13 protein-coding genes are annotated in these 19750 nt (G+C 45.1%); 3 read left to right on the top strand and 10 right to left on the bottom strand.

Translation table 11 applies throughout. From position 1 onward, the window contains the following. Positions 1-67: 67 nt before the first annotated feature. Positions 68-1921 (bottom strand): DUF885 family protein, encoded by a 1854-nt coding sequence (locus H5079_RS13950; protein ID WP_182684315.1) that lies wholly within the window; start codon positions 1919-1921, stop codon positions 68-70. Positions 1922-2078: 157 nt separating this feature from the next. On the opposite strand from H5079_RS13950, the gene H5079_RS13945 reads away from it, so the two are divergent. Continuing rightward, positions 2079-3350 carry an amidohydrolase family protein gene (locus H5079_RS13945; RefSeq protein ID WP_011330137.1) on the top strand — a complete coding sequence of 424 codons (1272 nt, stop codon included), beginning with the start codon at positions 2079-2081 and terminating at the stop codon, positions 3348-3350. Between the two features lie 293 nt (positions 3351-3643). Beyond that, a complete protein-coding gene (locus H5079_RS13940; RefSeq protein WP_182684314.1) occupies positions 3644-6064 on the top strand; it encodes a TonB-dependent siderophore receptor in 2421 nt (806 codons plus the stop codon). A gap of 78 nt (positions 6065-6142) precedes the next feature. On the opposite strand, the gene adhP is transcribed toward H5079_RS13940, so the two are convergent. After that, positions 6143-7153 carry an alcohol dehydrogenase AdhP gene (gene adhP / locus H5079_RS13935; RefSeq protein WP_011330135.1) on the bottom strand — a complete coding sequence of 337 codons (1011 nt, stop codon included), beginning with the start codon at positions 7151-7153 and terminating at the stop codon, positions 6143-6145. 225 nt (positions 7154-7378) lie between these two features. Here adhP and H5079_RS13930 point away from each other — a divergent pair, with 225 nt between their 5' ends. Then, the gene (locus tag H5079_RS13930) at positions 7379-7924 is read left to right on the top strand and encodes a GbsR/MarR family transcriptional regulator (protein ID WP_011330134.1); all 546 of its coding nucleotides are present in this window, start codon (positions 7379-7381) and stop codon (positions 7922-7924) included. Between the two features lie 64 nt (positions 7925-7988). Here H5079_RS13930 and H5079_RS13925 read toward each other — a convergent pair whose 3' ends face one another. The 8 genes from H5079_RS13925 to H5079_RS13890 all read right to left on the bottom strand — a co-directional run bounded on the left by H5079_RS13925 (position 7989) and on the right by H5079_RS13890 (position 19746). After that, complete coding sequence (locus tag H5079_RS13925) at positions 7989-9005, bottom strand: lytic transglycosylase domain-containing protein (protein ID WP_011330133.1); 1017 nt, start codon at positions 9003-9005, stop codon at positions 7989-7991. Continuing rightward, entirely contained in the window at positions 8998-9279 is a 282-nt protein-coding gene (locus tag H5079_RS13920; RefSeq protein ID WP_011330132.1) for a YcgL domain-containing protein, read from the bottom strand. The genes H5079_RS13925 and H5079_RS13920 overlap by 8 nt, the downstream gene beginning before the upstream one ends. A gap of 38 nt (positions 9280-9317) precedes the next feature. After that, on the bottom strand, positions 9318-10502 hold the full coding sequence (locus H5079_RS13915; RefSeq protein ID WP_182684313.1) for a tyrosine-type recombinase/integrase: 1185 nt from the start codon (positions 10500-10502) through the stop codon (positions 9318-9320). 270 nt (positions 10503-10772) lie between these two features. Then, positions 10773-10961 carry a hypothetical protein gene (locus H5079_RS13910; RefSeq protein WP_182684312.1) on the bottom strand — a complete coding sequence of 63 codons (189 nt, stop codon included), beginning with the start codon at positions 10959-10961 and terminating at the stop codon, positions 10773-10775. After that, positions 10958-11314: a hypothetical protein gene (locus H5079_RS13905; protein ID WP_182684311.1), complete on the bottom strand. Its 357-nt coding sequence runs from the start codon at positions 11312-11314 to the stop codon at positions 10958-10960. Before H5079_RS13905 ends, H5079_RS13910 begins: the two co-directional genes overlap by 4 nt. Before the next feature lie 69 nt (positions 11315-11383). Then, positions 11384-11746 (bottom strand): hypothetical protein, encoded by a 363-nt coding sequence (locus tag H5079_RS13900; RefSeq protein WP_182684310.1) that lies wholly within the window; start codon positions 11744-11746, stop codon positions 11384-11386. A 2-nt stretch (positions 11747-11748) separates the two neighbouring features. Beyond that, entirely contained in the window at positions 11749-19356 is a 7608-nt protein-coding gene (locus H5079_RS13895; RefSeq protein ID WP_182684309.1) for a hypothetical protein, read from the bottom strand. Positions 19357-19368: 12 nt separating this feature from the next. After that, a complete protein-coding gene (locus H5079_RS13890; RefSeq protein WP_182684308.1) occupies positions 19369-19746 on the bottom strand; it encodes a hypothetical protein in 378 nt (125 codons plus the stop codon). Between the last annotated feature and the right edge of the window lie 4 nt (positions 19747-19750).

Below are 19750 nucleotides of genomic sequence, written 5' to 3'. Positions count from 1 at the left end.
GCATTCTACCGTATTGCTGCAAATGGCGCAAAGCCAATACCTTGCAGGTAAGGGCTTTGCCTAAGCATTATTGTACTGATTTAACCCAGCGCTTTATTTTCTGTTCTAAAATTGGCATAGGTAATGCGCCATCTATGAGTATTTGCGTGTGAAACGCTTTAATATCAAACTTATTACCTAGCTGTTTATGTGCGTAGTCGCGCAGCTCACTAATTTTAAACTCTCCTAATTTATACGACAGCGCTTGGCCTGGCCATGCTATGTAACGCTCAACTTCGGCTATTACATCACTTTTAGCCATAGACGAATTAGCTAGCATGTAATCAATACCTTGCTGACGCGTCCAGCCTTTTGCATGAAAACCAGTGTCGAGTACTAAACGCATAGCGCGTAATTGCTCATCTGATAAACGCCCATACCACATATACGGGTCGGTAAATAAGCCAAGCTCTTTCCCTAAACTTTCAGCGTACAACGCCCAACCTTCGGCAAATACGGTGTAGCCACCAAATTTACGAAAATCTGGCAGGCCCTCTATTTCTTGCTGTAATGCTATTTGAAAGTGATGCCCAGGCGCTGCTTCGTGAATCGATAATGTTTCGAGTAAAAACTTAGCCTGAGCCTTTAAGTTATAGGTATTAATATAAAAAACACCTGGGCGAGAACCATCTGGTGCTGGAGACGCATAAGATGCGCCCGCAGCCGACTGTGCTCTGTAAGCTTCTACCGCTTTTACAACGTATGGCGCTTTTGGTGCTATGTTAAAAAGCAGTGGCAAACGCGCATCAATTTTTTGTTTTACGTTTTCGTATGCCGCTATTAACTCTTGCGGCGTGTTGTAGTAAAACTCGTCTGAATCACGTAAGTGGTCAAAAAATGCAGATAAGTCACCTTTAAAGCCAACTGTTTCTTTTACTTTTTTCATTTGCGATAAAATACGCGCTACTTCACTTAAACCAATATCATGAATTTCGTTGGCAGATAAACTAAGCGTAGTGTGTTTTTTAATTTGGTATTCGTACCACGCTTTACCGTTAGGTAAATCGCTATAACCAACACTTTCTCGGCTATTAGGAATATATTGATTAGCTAAAAACTCGCTCATGCTGTTATATGCAGGTACTAAACGCTCTATAATCAATTTTCTATATTGTGCTGTAATTTGTTGCTTTTGCTGCGCTGTAAACGACTCTGGAAGGTTATTAATTGGCCCCCAAAATAGTGAGTCTTCGGCGTCAGTTACCACATGGGCTGCAAATTGTGGTTGCAGCTTTTTAGCCAGTGGCGTTGGTAATACTACGCCCATCTTTATGCCTTGCGCCATTGATTCTTGCACACTTACAAGCCAGTTAATAAAGCCCTCACTTCGGGCTAAAAAGTTGCTGTAATCTTCAACTGTATTAAAAGGTTGTGCACTTTGTCCCGAGCCAAAACCAGCAAAGGTGTTATGTGCCCCTGCCATTTGATTAATTGGCAGTAAATAATCTGGGTATTGCATTCCTTCAAGCTTAAGCGCTAAGTCTTGGGCTAATACTTCAAAGCTTAATAATGCTTGTCCTACTAGCTGCTCTTTATCTATAAGTGTTAAGCGCTGTTGATATTTTTTATAAAAAGCGGCTTTTTTATCACGGCTAGCCGATGAAATAACAGGCGTAAATTGGTTATTAAACTCATTACGGCCATTGTAAGTGGCACTGAGAGGGCTAAACATAAGCGATTCATCGTAATATTGAGCTACCAGTACATCAAGCTGTTGTTGTGCTGAAAGCTCTGACACCACTGCTTTGGCAGTATTAGCCATGCTCAATTGCGCGTGGCTACTGGTGGTGTTACTTTCATGCTTACTTTTATTTATATTAGTGCAACCACTTAAAGCAAGCAGTACACCACTGGCTATAACCGCCAAGTTTATTAATTTCATGCTGATACCTTGTTAAAATTTACTTATCGAGTATGCGTAGTTACATCAACTAAATAAAGAAATTACGATAGATAACAGCCATCGCTATTTATTTGCAGTTTGTGCTTAGCTTGGTAAAGTCGAGTTAATTTAAAATACTAATAAAAGACCCCCTAATATGAAAAAACAACTATTGTCTGCTTCTATCGCACTTTTATGTTTAAACAGTATGAATGCCTATGCTGTTACTTATGTATCTGCTAAGGCAATGCTTGATGTTCAAAGTGGTAAGTTAATACAGTCACCCCTTATTACCATAGATAATGGCGTGATCACCGCTATTGATAGCAATAAAACGCCTAAGCTTAATAAAGGAGATGAACATATTAAGCTGCCTGAACTGACACTTATGCCAGGATTAATGGACATGCACGTGCATTTAACCAGCGATCCAACGGTACCTCGCAGTGAGCGTGTAGGACAATCGGTACCGCGTATGGCTGTAAAAGCAGCGTACTTTGCGAAAAAAACCCTTGAAGCTGGGTTTACTACCGTGCGCAACGTAGGCGCAGAAGGTTACAGCGTAATTGCAGTACGAGATGGAATTAATGCAGGCGATATAATTGGCCCTCGTATTTGGGCAGCAGGCCCCTCTTTAGGTATTACCGGCGGCCATTGTGATAACAACCGTTTGCCACCTGAGCTTAAATATACCTCGCAAGGCGTTGCCGATGGTCCATGGGCGGTACGCGTTAAAGTGCGCGAAAATATTAAATACGGCGCCAACGCCATTAAATTTTGTGCCACAGGGGGAGTATTTTCAAAAGGGACTAAATTGGGCGCACAGCAGTACTCGTTTGAAGAAATGAAAGCCATTGTAGATGAAGCGCACCTTCGCGACTTACCAGTAGCCGCGCATGCTCATGGTACAGATGGTATAAAAACCGCAATTAAAGCCGGTGTTGATAGCGTAGAGCATGCCAGTTATTTAGATGACGAGGCAATTAAATTAGCTAAAGATCATGGTACTTGGCTTTCAATGGATATTTACAATACCGAATATACACTGAGTTTTGGTGAGCAAAATGGCGTAGATGAGGAAAACCTAGATAAAGAACGCCAAGTATCTAAAGTACAGCGTGATAGCTTTAAACGTGCAGTGAACGCCGGCGTAAACATGGTATTTGGCACCGATGCTGCTATTTACCCGCATGGCGATAATGCTAAACAGTTTTCTCGCATGGTTGAGTTTGGTATGACTGAACTGCAAGCAATTCAAGCATCTACTGTAAATAGCGCAAAGCTATTAAAAATGGATAAGCAGTTAGGCCAACTTAAAACCGGCTTTGCAGCCGATATTATTGCAGTAAAAGGCAATCCGCTTAAAAATATTGCAACACTTGAGCACATTCCTTTTGTAATGAAGGCAGGGGTAGTTTACAAAAATTAGTAACTCTTTTTAGATAGCTCTACATAAGGCCCGCTTTTAATTTATAGCGGGCCTTTATTTTAAGTCTAAATAATTTTTATGCCTAAACAATTAATAGCTGAAACTCTGACCAACTTAGGCTGAAAAAGCTAATCGTACATTTAAAAAGCATAAGTTACGCTTGCCAATTTCAACACGCTTAAAAAACCAGCAAACAGATTGTTATTAAAGTTTTTTTTGAACTTTTTATTTATTTATATAACGATAACCATTATCATTCGCGCAACTTGTTAAATACGAATACTTACCATTATATGCATAACTTTAAATATTCTTTACTTACCCTTGCTTGTTTAAATGCACAATTAGCCTTTGCCGATGACATAAAAGTTGAAGACAACATAGAGCGCATTAGCGTTTACGAAAAACAAAACCGTGTTGTTATGAGTTCTGGCCTAGCTACTAAGTCAAACATGTCGTTAATGGAAACCCCAGCTCCTGTGGTTATTATTGACCGTGAACTTATTGAATCGCAAGGGGTTAATAGCCTGCAAGATTTAGTACGCAACGTAAGTGGTTTAACTCAAGCCGGCAATAACTACGGTATTGGCGATAATTTAGTTATTCGCGGCTTAGATGCCAATTACACCTACGACGGTATGTATGGCGGTGCTGGGCTAGGTAATACCTTTAACCCGACTCGGTCACTTACTAATGTTGAATCGGTTGAAGTACTAAAAGGCCCTGCTACTGGTTTATATGGTATAGGTAGCGCTGGTGGCGTAATAAACCTAATTGAAAAAAAGCCTGAGTTTAACGAAAAACATAAAGTGGGCGTAGAGCTTGGCCAGTGGGATAGTTATGCACTTTCGATTGATAGCACCAATGCTATAACCGATAATTTAGCCTACAGGGTCATGGCTAAAACAGCTTCAAGTGCCGGCTTTCGTGACTTAAAAGAAGATCGCGACGAAATTTATACCTCGCTTAAATATGTATTCGATAACAAACAAAATATTATGCTCTCCGCGGCTTACATTAAAGATGCCATTGCAGTGGATTCAATTGGTCACCCTATTCGTATTTACGATGCAAATTCGGTAAATGGACTAACGTCAGATCAAGTAACCGGTGCTGATTTAGTAAATGATCCGTCTGGCAATGGCTTGCAATTATCTGAAGCGCAGCGCATTGAGCTTGCAAATTCATTATCGTCTTCAGATGGTTTAACGCCTTACAGCTTTGGTACTAATGGTATTATTTCACCTATGGCTAAAGATAACGAAGGTGAGGAGCTGCGTTTTAAATTAACCCACAACTACTTTATTACCGATGATTTATTTTTGAATCAACAATTGCAGTATCGTAATTACACCTCAAGCTTTGCTCGTCAAACCGGGGCTTATAATTACGTGTATTCAACTCGCAGTGGAGTAATAAACCAAGATCCGCGCGCGCCACTAGTTGAAGACGGGGTACTTTACCCGTTTGCAGCACGCCGCCAAGAGTATCGCCAAGTGGAGGCCGACGAAAAGTCATGGCAGTACTTTGCCGATTTGCGTTACGACTTTTCAGTAGCCGATATAGACAACGAGTTATTAGTAAACGCTAATTATGAAGATAGAGATATTGGCTTTAAACAATATTCTATTTATGATGCCGATAAAGTGATTAACGATAGCGACGGTAACTTACTTTACCAAGGCACACTGCCCTACATTTACGATATACGAGAGCCTAACTGGCCAACCGGTAACTTTGCCGATTACGACCCACTTAAAACCAGCGACTACAATAAAAAAGTACAAGCTTGGGGGTTAGGTATTCAACATGTAAGCTATATAAATGAAGCCCTTACTACACGTATTGGGGTTGCCTATAACCGTATTAAACAAAGTTACGAGCATTTAGGTGTAGATGAGCGCTACAGTTCAAGCCGTGCAAACCCAACCCCTGAGGCAAATACATCAGACAGTGGTTTAACCTATAATTTAGGTGCAACTTATCAACCAACTGAAGATTTCTCGATATTTGTTAATCATTCTAAAGGGCGAACAGCCTACAGTGTTTTAGGCTCTGTAAGTGGTAACGAAGCCGACAGAGAAGATTCTGAATCGTTAAGTAACGATTTAGGATTTCGCTTTAAGGCCTTTGACGATCAGTTATTAGCGTCTATTGTGGTATTTGAAAGCGCGCGAACTAATTTAGAGTATGCTAATCCTCTTTATGAAGCGGGTGTATCTGCAGAGGGTGTAGTTGAAAGCTTTTATAATGGTAAAGAAAAAACCAAAGGTGTGGAGCTTGATTTAAACGCTTACTTAAACGATAAATGGAAAATAAACGTCAACGGCGTATACCAAGATGCACGTGATCAAAGTAATCCTAATAGCAGCAGTTTCGATACTCGCCAAAAAGGCGTGCCCTATGTAACTGCAAGCACTTGGGTAACTTACTACGCAAACATGTTTAATTTACCAGAGGCGGTAAATATTAGCGGCGGTATTACTTTTGTAGATAACCGCAGCACTAACTCTAGCTCGTTTTCGATTCCGGATGGTTATGTACCTAGCTATACAATTTATGACACTGCCATTTCGTACACAACTGATAAATGGCATATGCAGCTAAATCTTAATAATTTATTTAATAAGCGTTATTACTCTAAAGCCATGTTTTTAGGCGGTATGCCTGGGCAAGAGCGCAATGCTAAATTAAGCTTTAGCTACACACTTTAACTAGTTAAATACTTAAAAAGCACGGTTTTCTAATTTAGAAACCGTGCTTTTTTGTGTTTGATGAATGCTTAATTTAGATCAGATAGTAACAACTATACGGCCGTTAATTTCGCCTTTGAGCATATCATCAAAAATTTCGTTAATATCCTCTAAGCGTTTTTCTTCAATAATTGCTTTTACTTTACCTTGTGCTGCAAATTCTAAGCACTCTTGTAAATCTTTTCGAGTACCTACAATAGAGCCCACAACTGACACACCATTTAATACTGTGTCAAAAATAGGTAATGGCATATCCTCTGGCGGTAAACCCACTAACACACACTTACCGCCACGACGTACACTTTTATAAGCTTGCTCAAAACCAGGCTTTGAAACTGCAGTACATACAACTGCATGCGCGCCGCCTACTTGTTCAAAAATGGCTTCGCTTGGAACCACTTCTTTAAAGTCGAGGGTAATATCTGCGCCAAGCTCTTTGGCCAGCGCGAGTTTTTCTTTGCCGGTATCAACCGCTATAACATTAAACCCCATTGCTTTAGCATACTGTACAGCTAAGTGCCCAAGACCGCCCACTCCCACAATAGCCACCCATTGCCCGGGTTTAGCTCCCGATACTTTAAGTGCTTTATACGTGGTTACTCCAGCGCAAAATAATGGCGCGGCTTCTGAAAAGCCAAGCCCTTCGGGTATTTTTACCACGTAGTCACCGTGTGCTAAACAATATTCGGCGTAACTACCATCTATAGAGTAGCCGGTATTATGCTGTGACAAACACAGGGTTTCTCTGCCATCTAAGCAAAACTCACAATGCCCACAGGCACTGTAAAGCCAAGGCACACCAACGCGATCGCCTACTTCTAGGTGTTTAATATTGCTACCGACCTTTTCAATTACACCTACGCCTTCGTGGCCTGGCACTAAAGGCATTTTAGGCGCAACAGGCCAATCGCCATGACATGCATGTAAATCGGTATGACACACCCCACAGGCCGCTATTTTTACCAATACATCATTTATGCCAACCTCTGGGATAGGCATGTCTATTATTTGTAATTTACCTTTAAATTCATTATTAATTGCAGCTTTCATAATCATTCCATCGTTTAAGTAATACCTATAAAATAAGTATTAATGTGTATTAAAAATAAACTTCATTGCTTTATACCCGTTACAACTTAAACCAATATAGCTGAGTGATTATTAATCTAAATCAAACTTTAGTCTGACAGTAATTACTTAACTCGCTGTAAAATCTTGCCATACTCAATAAGCGTGCTAGCATTAGTTTCTGAAATTACTAAAAATTAAGAAGTTATGAGTTTATCCGACAAAAATTTTTCCTTTGTAATGCACTGTGGTGAAATGGGTAGCCGCTGGGGATTCAATCGTACTATTGGACAAATGTGTGGCTTATTGATTATTACTAAAAATCCGATGACCGCGAACCAAATTGCAGAATCCCTCAGTATTTCACGCGGCAATGTTAGTATGGGCATTAAAGAGCTGCAATCGTGGCAGCTTATTAAAGTACAACATATTCCTGGCGACAGAAAAGAATATTATGCCCCTGCGGGTGATATTTGGGATATGGCTAACCGGGTGTTCGAAGAACGTAAAAAACGCGAAGTAGAGCCTACTCTAAGCTTACTGCGCGATAATCTATTAGATACTGCAAGCAACGAAGATGAACTTTACGCACAAAAACAAATGGGCGAAATTCATAACCTGCTTGAAACAGTGACTAAATGGTCATCTGAATTACAGCGTTTAACCCCTGAGCAGCTTAATAAGCTAATGAAGTTAGGATCTGGTATCGGTAAGGTAATTGATTTAAAAGATAAAATATTTAAAAAAGAGTAAGTAAAACCCAAAATTCAAAAAAAGCCGCAATTGCGGCTTTTTTTAGATACTTATTTAATCTGTATTATATTTTTGGATAGCCAATTCTGTCTGACAAATAACCTACACTGGTAGCAAAGTAATACGAGCGATTCCAGTGCATAAATACTTTATAGTTATCGTAGGCTAAGTACATACGACCATTTATATCATCTGGCATTACCAACGCTGCTCGTACATCTACATTTGGCAGATCACTACCATCTGCACGGCGTACACCTAGTGCTTGCCATTCAGCTAATGAGCGCTCTGAGTCATTCCAAAACTCTAACCATTGTTTACGCGTTTTAGTACCGCGCACTAGCACGTATTTACTATCAAAGTTTTCTGGTAACTTAACCTGACGACCCCATGTAAGCGAGTCGTTCCAGCCTTCTTGCTTTAAGTAATTAGCAATAGAGGCGAATGCATCTTCTTTGGTAGTCCAAATATCTTTGCGACCATCGTTATTATAGTCAACCGCGTAAGCGTTAAATGAGGTAGGCATAAATTGCGTTTGCCCCATAGCACCTGCCCAAGAGCCTTTAAACTTATCAAGGGTAATGTGCCCTGACTTTAAAATATCAAGCGCAGCCCAAAGCTGTTTTTTATACATGGTTTCGCGACGACCATCGAATGCGAGCGTAACGAGCGATGAAATTACATTATGGCCACCTTGTATAGCACCAAAGTTACTTTCAAGGCCCCAAATAGCCACAATAAAGCGCGCTTGCACGCCAAAGTCTTTAGCTACTTTTTCTAGCACGTCTTGGTTTTCGGCGTATAATTTACGGGCGCGATCAATTTTCCATTGCGGTACGCGTTTAGGTAAATAGGTTTCGAGCGTTTCTTTAACTTCTGGCTGATTTTTATCTGCAGATACTATTTTTTCTTTATAGCTTGCACCAGCAAAGGCTTGATCAATAAGCTGGCTGTCGTAACCCTTTGCAATTGCTTCTTGCTTTAAAGCGTCTAAATATGTTTGAAATTCAGCTTGTGTTTTTGCCATTACAGATGTGCTTAAACATACTCCACATAAAATCATGGCTAATTTTTTAATCATTATCGGCTCCGTTTTCTTTTCGTAATTGGCTTAACAGATTCTCCTGCGGAGGCGGTATTTGTAAATAATACCCTTTTTCTGTCAATGCTGCTTTTACGGTTTCTAAATCAGCTGTGCCTAACATCGCACGTTTTGCTAGGTTTATCAGCATCACATATTTAGGTTGACCAAACATAGCCATTAAAGGTTCCGGAACTTTAGTAAAATCATCTCTTTTTTCAACAAATAAGAAGCTATCCGCTTTTTTCTTACTTTTATATACCGCAGTGAGCATTATGGCCCTATAAATTCTTGCTTTTAAGTGCCAAGCACTTAAGATGTTGTAATCATTGATCTTTTTAAGGTATCAATTTTTGCGGGGTCATCGAGGGTCCAAACCGGCTTTGAATCGGGGATGAACTTACCATAAACCTTCCGCACCATAGTAACGTCATTATGCCCTAAATGATTTGCAACTGCACTCTCAGGTTCACCAGCTTTGAGCATCCAACTGGCAAAGCTATGTCGCGTCATGTAAGGGCGTCTATACATTATACCAGCTCTCTCAAGAATTTTGCGCCAGTGCTTTGAACTGAATAACGTTGCTGTGTGGTACGGCTTGCCTTTTCCCGTTGTCCAGACCCTCTCGAAATCGTGCGTTTGCAATTGTCGTTCTAAGACCAATCTCGCGGAAGATGGAAGGTAGATCTTCCTCTCTCGGCCAGTCTTCGGTGTCTGTACCTCGCCCCTTTGTGTTAAAGTGTGCCTCACAGTGATATATGGTAGACATACGTCCTCTCTCCTTAGTGCTGCGGCCTCGCCTGGTCTTAATCCTGACCAAAAAAGGAATGTCACGAGCCGCTTGTTATTTTCTGAACGGCAAGCATTAACTATTTTCTCAGACTCACCAATGGTAAATACTTCATCGGTGTTCAACACGTCTGTTGCCCGTTCACCTATTTTCAGTGCTTTAGACTTTCGTTCAACCGTATCAAGGAACGAGCCGAACGGGTCTGTTTTAAGGTCTAGCTCACGTACTGCGCGGCGCACGGTAACGCGGACTATCCACAAACGAAGTGACGCTGTATAATCCGATGGTGAGCTACTAATTATTGCCTCTCTTATATGCTTAGCAGCCTTAACATCTACGTTTGCGACGTCAACGTCCCCAATTGCTCTAATAATAAGGTCTGCATGCCTTTTATATGCGTCAATTGTTGAGCCTTTTACCAGCCCAGCTTTAGCCTTTAGAAAGTGCTCGTCTAGCATATGTGAAAGCATATGCTGCTCTTTCTTTAGACTGGGGTCATTCGGGAAGTAGTCGGCTAGGTTAAACTGGCCTAAGCTTATGTCACGCCTAATCGAGTTTAACATTTGCTCAGCGGCCTTTATGTTGGCCTTTGTTGCTGGAATGCCTAGCGACCTTTTCCATTGTACTTTTTCATGTGGTGGCCTGAATGCAATACGGATTTTACCCCTATGCAGCGTCACACCTTTGGGTAAATCTAAATCACTCATATGTCATGCTCCTGACAAGTTTACCCCCCACCGACTAGGATAGAGGACAGGGATCTTAGTGTCTATAAAATTGGCATAAAAAAGCCCCACCTATATTGGCGGGGGCTTTTGTTATTCTTCTACTACTTTGTGAGCGCGTCTTTTACGATAGCGTGTAGCTCATCATCCCATTCAGCCTTGGTGCTCTTGACCAGCTTTTCGGACGCGAACAACATAAGCTTTACAAGTAGCTCTGTTGTCACAAGCCGCGAGATAACGAACGCCGCAAACTTACTCACTTTCGGCGACTTCGATTACAGGTACAGCTTCGATCAGCGCAGATAAACTTTGGCCTGTGAAACCAACACGCTTAGCAATTGCGCTCAATACTTCTGTTAAGCCTTGCGACTCTTCTTGCATGTCAAACAGTCGCGCCTTTAATCGGATCAACTCTACTGATTTTTGTTGTTCGTCGTTCACACCGATACCCCCATGATTTCTGTTTTACAATGCAACTCAGCTGCGCCCTCTGCTGTTAAGCCCGCGTATGTTTCTGCATCTAGCGAGTAATCAGCGAAGTCCTGTGAAAATGTATTACTGTCGATCAAAGTATACGGCGGTGTGCCTGCATCCTTTGCCACTTGCGTAGGCCAGTAGCCCATGCGGTAGTTTAGTGAAAAACTAGATGAACCACTTGCCACTGCACCTGCACTTGTCGCAATGTCGAACTCAAACGTTTCGCTCTTGTTTTCCGTAAAGCTGGCCTGTAGCACTTGGCAAACGGCGGCTTTGTATGCAGTACCCTGTGGGTCGGTGAATGCTGCTGTGAACATATTTTGTCTCCTATGGTGATGAGCCGTTAGTATAGCGTGTTACTACTTGGCTATAAAGTAGTAACACTACTATTGTTGTTTGAAGGGGAAGTCCAGCTTTACTTTAGCGACGGCCTCAACCCACGCGGCCTTTGACTCTGGTGTTTGGTCATACTGCCACTCCATGAACAGAGGGTCTGTTGTTGTAGCATATGCCCTCTTGCGGGCAGCCACTACTTTAAGTCGCTCAACCTCGGTGTCCGAAAACCATGAGCCACTATCAGGATTGTACCACTTCCCCATGTACTCAGCCTGTGGGTCAAAATCAACCTCGTGCCAGTTCTCTAAGTCCTCGGGCACAGGCCACACTTGGACTTTACGACATGTGGCCTTATCCACATAAGCTACTGTAAATTCCTCATCCTCTGTTGGGATACTACCTACTACATTCATTTCTACACCTTCTCTACCATTTTTACGCCCCAGATACGATGAACTAAACTGTTCGTATCTTGCACCTGTATTGTATGCTTACTCAGCATTCGTGCTCGCCAGAAACTATCATACCCCATACCCTGTAGCATGAAATGCTTTGAGCTGAAAATGCCCGCATCCTCCGTTATCATGTGCGTTGGTAACAGCGTTGCCCCCATCCACGCGCCACTCGTATCAGAACCCGCAATGGCTAAGAACTCATAGTCATCATAGGGCGCTGAAAGTACAATATTGCCCCAGCCCGTACCCGATGGTGCGAAGTACAGTAACTTGTACTCATACGCCATTTCGATGGGCTTGAACGCAGGGGAGTTACCCGCAAAACGCCTTCTATTAAGCGACGTAGGTGTGCCCGAAACACGCATGACTTTGATAGTGTAGTTTTGGGACTTCATTGCATTTTTGTCGCTGAATTGGTCTTCAATATGTATGCTGTATTCACTATCCCAGAACCGACTCATGCCAGGTTCTCTGTCTTGTACGTTTCTAGCTGTTCCCGTGTAATTCTTATCAAATATTAATGCACCCGCCGCATTACCACGGAACACCTGAACACGCCATACGGGGGTGGTGTAGTTTGGGCTACCCGATGTTGACCTTATGGTTTTCGACGCGCCCAAGTTCCACGAGAGGTTGACCTTACCCCCAAGTACCGTTATCGCAGGGATAGAAAACGCCGCGCCTGAGGCCATAGCACCCACCGGTGCGAGCTGGCTACCTCCTGTGACTGTGCCCAAGTAGTACGGGTTTATCTGTCTGCGAGCTTCATCCTGTATAGACTCGATATCTACAGTGCCTTTCGATAGCTTGCCTTTAAAATAACCATTACCCTTAGTGTCTACATAGAATATTGGGTCAATTTCATTGCCTGCTGCGTCGGTATTTGACAGTGATATAGGACGCTCAGCCTCAGGAGCTACTTTGAAGCTTGTGTATTTTCCACCTGTGTTGACTAAGCTGCTGACCTGTAGGTGCTTAGCATTGATTGCCCCCGCCCCAATCCAGTTAGCAGTTATTGTATTCTCTAGGCCAGCTGGCGGGTTCGCAGGCAAGAAGTCATCGTGTGTTAGTACGCGAGAGATAGTACCATTCGACGCCTTAGCCTTAACTGGGTCAGAGAACTCCCAAACACGCGAGTTACCTGCCCATCGGACGCGCGTTTCCAATGTACCTTTAGCATCGGCCATATACACACCGAAGTTAGCATCACTGCCTCTGTAGAACATACGGGCATATCGGTTGTTGGACGAGAAGAGGTCTATTTGCGCCTCATCCGCAGTGGACTTAGCTACAAGTTTTACGCCCTGTATTGTGCCCACCGCAGTAACGCCCGTTGCCGACCACAGCCCTGATTCGCCCATAGCTGCCCTTGGCGTTCCGTTTGAAACCCACACCATTTGGTGCCCGCCAGCCATTGTGCCGCCTGTAGCATTATTTGTGTGTTTATAGGCTAGGCCATACAGGTTGCCGAAGTTCAGACCCTTTGGCTCAATCTGGTACTGGCTGCCCATCGACCATATATGACCAATTCGCACTGCATCATAGATGCCATACATGCCTGCTCGTCGAAAATCAGTGTGGTTAGCCCTGATTTTACCATCGCTATCTACGGATAGGCGGTGGCCTATTGTAACTACGTCATGCCCCGCATGAGTGTGGCTAGCATTGGCGAATGAAGATGCTGCTCTGCCCTCCAACTTAGCAGAGTCAACTGCCTTAGAACCCGCGCCCAACTTGCCATTAGCTAAGTTATACGCACTATCCGCTCTAGCTCTTGCGTCGACACCTTTGTCATAAGCTGTTTTAACCGCTGTTAAGCTAGCAGAGATACCCGCATCAACTGTGGCTACGCTGTCACTAATGCCACGATGGGTATTGGTGTCTGTGAACTTAGCGCCTGCTGGTACGTTTGTTAGCACCTGACTGGCCTTTGCATAAAAGCTACCTGCTTGGCCGCCAAGTTTAGCTGAGTCAACTGCCGTAGCTGTTGCCGCTAGTTTCGTATTAGCGACGTTAAGTGCCGAAGTGCCTCTGTCGTATGCTGTTTTAACCGCTGTTAGGCTGGCAGAGATACCCGCGTTAACTGTGGCTACGCTGTCACTAATTGCGCGATGTGTATTGGTATCTGTGAACTTAGCGCCCGCAGGTACGTTCGTTAGCACCTGATTAGCCAGTGCTAATGCTGGTTTGCCCCCAACTTCACCCCATGAAGGCCAACGCGTAGCCTGTGCTGGTTTGCTCTTTACTTCATCCCAATTAACATCGGTTATGAAGCCACCGCTTGATTTAACAGGCTCTGACGCGGAGAACGACAACGAATACTGTGCGGCATATGATGTATCATTCACATGGACACCAACAACACGCATTTCATACACATAATCTGTGCCTGAGACTCTAGCAGGCGTTATTATCTGCTCTGAGAAGTTAACTGACGACACATACACGTAATACTGCGAAGGACCACCGACTAGCTTTTTCTCAATCTCGATTTCAACTTTCTTAACAACAAACCCATCGTTGAACTTTAAGGCTGCACCATTTACAAACAGTGAAATGTTGATATGGCCTGAAATACGGTCGTTGCCATTTGGTGCCACAATACGTGCGTTGATCGTATGAACGTTACCGCCTGACTTAAGCGCAGGAAGTTTAAGACTTGTGCCATACGCTACGCCACGAACCTCTTTTGATACTGTACCACCTAGCACCGCACCATTTGGGTTGACACGCACCAAGCCATCTTTGAACGATGCATCAAGCATGTCGCCAGTGATTGAACCCGCAGGGAGTGACAGGTCTTTGGTCATAAGGCTTAGGCCATCTACCACTAGTCGCCCTGAGTCAATTATCTCGGCAGACAGTTTTTTAATGGTTGCCTCATCCAAGTACATTGAGTTTCTATCTTCTGAGAAGTAAAACGGGAACTTTGTTTTATCCAGCTCAGTAATACCGTTCCAGCTTGGCGGCACAATAGCAATCTCATCGGCTTGGAAATAGAGCTTACCGCCCGCATCCGCACCACTGCCCGTAGCAATCATGTGTACGCCCGACACTTTACCGTTAGCATCGGCCTTGATTACACGTTCAGCTTTAATTGCACCGGTGATTTGGTCTGTGTAGGTCTTTGCTGTAGACGTAGACGCTGCAATATCTTTACCGCGCTGCGTGTTTACTGCCTCAATACGCGTAGCACTGTCACTCGTTGTCTTTTCTAGGACTGTAACCTTGCTTGACGTAGTATTTGACTTCGTTTCGACTGCCGTGAGTCTTAACGCATGAGCCGCATCCGTTTTTTCGGTGGCCGTAACTCGGTTCGTGACCGTTACTAGGTCGGTAGCTGCCTTGTTAGCCTTGGCCTGCGCTGCTGCTGCGTCTGCTACGCCTTTATCAGCTACTAGTTTTGCAGCGGCTGCGTCTGCGATACCTTTATCCCCCGCGACTTTAGCTGCGGCTGCATTTGTGACACCCGCATTTGCCTTAGTTTGGGCTGCCGCTGCGTCTAATACACCTTTATCAGCTTTGGCCTGTGCCGCTGCTGCATCTAACACGCCTTTATCAGCTTTGGCCTGTGCTGCTGCCGCATCTGCTACCGCTGTTGTTGACGTAGTTTCAACCGTTGTAAGCCTTTTTGCGCTTTCTAAACTAGTCTCTTCAAGTGTACCGACACGGTTCGTTACTGTTGTGATCGTAGCTGTGGCCGCATCCGCTACGGCTTTGGCTGCGGTGGCTGCCGCCTGAGCTGTTGCTGCGTTCTTGACACCTAAATCGGCTTTAGCCTGCGCTGTAGCTGCATTAGTGACACCTTTATTAGCTTGAGTTTGGGCTGTAGACGCGTTCGTTACGCCTTTGTTTGCCTGAGTTTGTGCCGCTGCTGCATTAGAAACACCCGTGTTTGCTTTGGCCTGTGCTGCCGCCGCATCCAGAATGCCTTTATCAGCCGCTGCCTGTGCTGCTGCTGCTGCGCTAACTGCCGAAGTCGATGTTGTTTCGACTGTTGTTAACCTTTTCGCGCTTTCAAGCCCCGTTTCCTCAAGAGTGCTGACACGGTTCGCAACCGTAGTAGCCGATAACGCTGCTGCGTCTGCTGCTGCTTTAGCCGCTTTAGCATCTGCTACGCCCTTGTCCGCTATAAGTTTAGCTGCTGCTGCGTCTGCAATACCCTTGTCGCCCGCCACTTTAGCCGCTGCTGCGTTTGTGACACCTGCGTTTGCTTTAGTTTGGGCTGTCGCTGCGTTCTTAACACCTAAATCAGCTTTAGCCTGTGCTGCTGCTGCATCCAGTACGCCCTTGTCAGCTTTAGCCTGAGCCGTAGCTGCGTTTGTTACTGCGGTGTTAGACGTTGTTTCAACAGTTGTGATCCGTTTCGCACTATCAAGACTTGTAGCCTCTAGCGTACCGACACGGTTAGTAACGGTGGTTAGTGTAGCTGTGGCCTCGTCCGCTGTGCCCTGCGCTGCATCTGCTGCGGCTTTAGCGGCTGCTGCGTCAGCAACGCCTTTATCCGCTTTAGTTTGTGCCGCTGCCGCGTTTGTTACGCCTTTGTTTGCCTGAGTTTGCGCGGTTGCTGCGTTCGTTACACCTTTGTTTGCCTGTGTCTGGGCTGTCGCTGCGTTCTTGACACCTAAATCAGCTTTGGCCTGAGCCGTTGCTGCGTTTGTTACTGCGGTGTTAGATGTTGTTTCAACCGTTGTTAGCCTTGACGCACTTTCTAGGCTGGTTTCCTCTAGCGTAGATACGCGGTTCGTTACCGTTGTTACAGACTCAACAGCTGCATCCGCTGTACTTTGGGCTGCATCTGCCGCAAGTTTAGCGGCCTTAGCATCAGCTATACCTTTATCAGCGGCCAACTTAGCGGCTGCTGCATCTGCTACGCCTTTATCCGCTTTGGCCTGTGCCACTGCTGAACCTGATACACCCTTATCCGCCTGAACCTTCGCTGCTGCTGCGTTCTTGACACCTAAGTCTGCTTTAGTTTGCGCTGCGGCTGCATCTAGTACGCCTTTATCCGCTTTGGCCTGAGCCGTTGCTGCGTTTGTTACTGCGGTATTAGATGTTGTTTCGACTGTTGACAGTCTCGATGCACTGTCTAGGCTAGTTTCTTCAAGTGTGCCAACACGGTTATTAACAGTAGTTAGCGTAACCGTTGCCGCATCTGCCACCGCTTTAGCGGCCTTAGCATCAGCAATACCTTTATCCGCTGCAAGTTTAGCGGCTGCTGCATCAGTTACACCTTTGTCTGCTTTAGTTTGTGCTGCTGCTGCGTTCGTTACACCTTTGTTTGCCTGTGCTTGAGCAGTTGCCGCGTTCTTGACACCTAAGTCTGCTTTTGCCTGAGCTGTGGCTGCATTCTCAACAGCGGTGGTTGATGTGGTCTCAACCGTTGTGATCCGTTTTGCGCTGTCAAGGCTGGTAGCCTCCAACGTTCCTACGCGGTTAGTAACCGTAGTCACTAATAAAGCATTAGCATCAGCTGCTGCTTTCGCTGCTTTGGCATCGGCAATACCTTTGTCTGCTGCAAGTTTAGCGGCTGCTGCATCGGCCACACCTTTAGCGGCTGTCGCTTGCGCGGCTGCTGAGTTTGTAACACCTGTATTCGCTTTGAGCTGCGCGGCGGCTGCATCTGCCACACCTTTGTCAGCTTTAGTTTGCGCTGCTGCTGCGTTTGCCACACCTTTTTCGGCTTCAAGCTGGGCTGCTGCTGCGTCCGCTACTGCTGTACTCGATACTGTTTCGACTGTAGACAGTCTTGATGCACTGTCTAGGCTGGTTTCTTCTAGGGTAGCTACACGGTTGTTCACGGTAGTAAACGACAGTACCGCTTTATCCGCCACTGCTTTTGCAGCTGCTGCGTCCGCGATACCTTTATCCGCTGCAAGCTTGGCCGCCGCTGCGTTCGTTACACCTTTGTTTGCTGTAGCTTGTGCTGTTGCGGCATTGGTGACAGCGGTGCTTGATGTTGTTTCGACATTCGTTAAACGGCTTGCGCTATCTAGGCTCGTTTCTTCCAACGTACCTACGCGATTTGTGACAGTAGTTATTGTCTCAGTGGCCGTATCAGCTGTGCCTTGTGCCGCATCTGCTGCTGCTTTAGCGGCTTTAGCATCTGCTACACCCTTGTCCGCTATTAGTTTTGCTGCTGCCGCGTCTGCTACACCTTTTCCTGCTGTTAGCCCTGCGGCTGCGGCATCCGCTACACCTTTATTCGCTTTAGCCTGCGCTGCTGCGGCATCCAGTACACCCTTGTCAGCTTTAGCCTGCGCTGTAGCTGCGTTCGTAACCGCTGTCGTTGATTTTGTTTCTACGTTTGTTAAGCGACTAGCATTATCGACACCTGTTTTTTCTAATGTGCCAACACGGTTAGACACCGTTGTGACGCTTTTACCTGCGGCCACGGCTTTAGCATCGGCTGCATCTGCTGCTTTTTGTGCCGTAGATACTTTGCCATCTAGTAACGTAGCGTTTGTCTCAACACCTGTGACACGTAAAGCCGTTTCTTCGGTTGTGGCCTCTAGCGCCGAAACCTTACTTTCCGTAGCTGTGCCCTTCGTTTCAACCGTTGAAATACGCTTGGCCTGCGCCGCTGTTGTTGTTTCGAGTGTGGCTACTTTGCTCTTGGAGTCCGCCGCAGAAGTTTCGACACCGGTTAAACGGGTTGCGTGAGTTGCGTCTGTTTCTTCAAGTTTTGTGACACGGCTAGTTGTTGCGCCATCTGAGGTTTCGAGTTCTGCGATACTTTTAGCATGTGACGAACTCGCCTCCTTGACCTCTGTAATCGTCGAGAAGTTGAGGCCATCCCACACTCCTAAGCTGTTTAGCTGCGTAGCCGTTTTACCTGTTGTGGTTTCAAGCGATGCGATACGTGACTTACTGTTGCCATCACTCGTTTCGAGGATCTTAACCTTTTGCGCCTGAGTGGTAGACGACTTTTCTAGGTCAACAATTTTAGACTCATGGCCGCTTGTTAGCGCCGTTAGCCCTGTGACCCCATCTTTAACACCGCCCAGCTCAACTATTGTGGAGTCAATTGAGGTCTTAGCGCCTGCCAAACCTGTTGTGAGCTTTGCATCAGCGGCCTTGAATGCCACGTCCGTTGCTTTTAGATGCGTGTCCAGTACACCAATTGCTTTTTTCTGTGCCTCTACAGCGGTGTTGATACGCCCCTCAGCATCTGTTACCAGCGTTGGGAACTTATCCTGTTTATTGAGAATATCATTGAGGACTGATTCATCTACATCTGTGCCATCGACACCATCTTTACCTTTGATTAATGACCAATCAAATATAGTTGGGTCAGACAAGTTCGGCTCTGCAACCGTTTGGCCTGTGGCAAAACCTAGATATTTCTTATCAGTTGGATCAAGGCTAATGCCAACGCCATAAGCATCATCAGCATACGCTTTCCATACATGGTACGCGGGGCCTTTAGCCTCTGCGCCCAAGTCGATTAAGTGCCACGCACCTTCAAGCCTAGCGTAAAGGGCTGTGTGGTCTGCCCACACGCCCCCTTTCTTTATTTTTATTGCCGATACTCGTTGCCAAGTACCGTTTATTTTTATAGCCGACATTGCGGATTTCCATTAGGGAGCTGCGACAATCCATATGTCACCATCTTTACCCTGCCCCGCACTTGGGGCTGTAGTAGAGGTGGTAACGCGATTACCTAACTTCTCTAATGTGTCACTGACTTGTGCTGCAAGTCGAGTGTTTGTGGTTGCTGACACACTACGCATAATACCATATGGTGCACTCACTTTAGTAGCTAAGTTGTAAGGCTTATCAATAACTATCGTAGAGTCGTCAACAACTTCCATCACTTCGTACACTCGGTTGTCTAACACGAACATATCGCCCTCAGCTGGCTTGTTAGCCGCTGTTTCCCAATATGTGCCCACACCTATTACTTTGTCGCTATCTTTCGTTAGGGTTACTACACCCGTTCTGTACCATCTGCTCATTATT

Source organism: Pseudoalteromonas sp. SG44-5 (assembly GCF_014164175.1).
Classification (GTDB): domain Bacteria; phylum Pseudomonadota; class Gammaproteobacteria; order Enterobacterales; family Alteromonadaceae; genus Pseudoalteromonas; species Pseudoalteromonas nigrifaciens.
The sequence above is the reverse complement of the archived record's forward strand: the minus strand, read 5'-3'. Positions and strand labels throughout refer to the sequence as shown.